Source organism: Mesorhizobium sp. M1A.F.Ca.IN.020.06.1.1 (genome assembly GCF_004023265.1).
Lineage (GTDB): Bacteria > Pseudomonadota > Alphaproteobacteria > Rhizobiales > Rhizobiaceae > Mesorhizobium.
Genome location: NZ_RZSR01001286.1, coordinates 1 through 1,305 on the forward strand (window position 1 = coordinate 1; position 1,305 = coordinate 1,305).

1 protein-coding gene is annotated in these 1,305 nt (G+C 63.5%); it reads right to left on the reverse strand.

Translation table 11 applies throughout. The features are described from left to right. Positions 1–107: 107 nt before the first annotated feature. On the reverse strand, positions 108–905 hold the full coding sequence (locus EOA60_RS33315) for a transporter substrate-binding domain-containing protein (protein WP_128293286.1): 798 nt from the start codon (positions 903–905) through the stop codon (positions 108–110). Between the last annotated feature and the right edge of the window lie 400 nt (positions 906–1,305).

Genomic DNA, 1,305 nt, shown 5'->3' on the forward strand with positions numbered 1-1,305 from the left:
CCCCCCTTGCGGGGGAGATGTCCGGTAGGACAGAGGGGGGTGGGAAGGAATGAGACTTTCGCGGTTTTCCGCCCGCCGCCGTCGCCGATCATTCGCAGCAAAGGAGCCTACTGCCCCATCTTGTAGTCGAGGAACCACTTCTTGTTCAGCGCATCGAGCGTGCCATCGGCCTTGAGCGCGGCGATCGCGGCGTTGACCGGCTTCACCAGGTCGGAGCCCTTGGGGAAGATGAAGCCGAAATCCTCACTGCCGAGCGGCCCGCCGATCAGCTTCAGCTTGCCCTCGGAGGCGTCGACATAGCCCTTGCCGGCGGTGCCGTCGGTCAGCACCACGTCGACATCGCCGGACTTCAGCGCCTGCACGCTGGCGCCGAAGGTCTCGAACAATTTTATGCGCGGGTTCTGCTCATTGCCGTCGAGCACGCTGTAGACGGCGGTGTAGAAGGGCGTCGTGCCGGCTTGCGCGCCGATCAGCCCGTCCTTGAAGGCGGCAAAGCTCTTGGCGTCGGTGAAGCGGCTCTCGTCGCCGCGCACCAGCATGAACTGTTCCGATCGCATGTAAGGGTCCGAGAAGTCGACCTTCGCCTTGCGCTCGTCCTTGATGGTGATGCCGGTCATGCCGATATTGTACTGGTTGTCGCAAACGGCCTGGATCATCGCGTCCCAGGAGGTGTTCTGGTACTCAACCTTGAAATTCAGCCGCTTGGCGATCTCATCCATCGCGTCATATTCCCAGCCGATCTGCTTGCCGGTCTTCTTGTCGATGAACTGCAGCGGCGGGTAAGCGTTTTCGGTCACCACCACGACCTTTCTGCCGCCGAGATCGGGCAGCGTGTCGGCGAGCGCCGCAGCGGGCGCGAGAAGGCAGGCCAATAGGCCGGCCAGCAGCAGTTTCGACTTGATCATGACGAACTCCCGAACGTGACTGGCGGCGCTACGCTCGCCCCAAGAGAAAAACCGGCGCCGACTTTAGCTTTCCGCAAGCGCCTTGCAAGCCGATCCGCTGCACCGATGAGCGCCAAAGCGGATTCCCATGCTCTGATCGGCACGCTTCCCGAATCCAGCCTGCGACGGACTGATTCCGCGCAATCCGCAACCGCTTCGCGCAACCTGACGACCAGCCGGGTCAGCGTGCCATGCAGGGCTTTCAGCTCGGCGCGTTCCGGCGCATGCTGCAGGCAAGCGCCGCCTGCACATCCTTCATGTTCGACCGCAGCGCCTGGCCGTTGGCTGTCGGCTCGACCAGCACCCTGCACTCGTCGGCGGCATCGCGGCGGCCCCTACGAGCGAGGGATCCAGGGTCTCC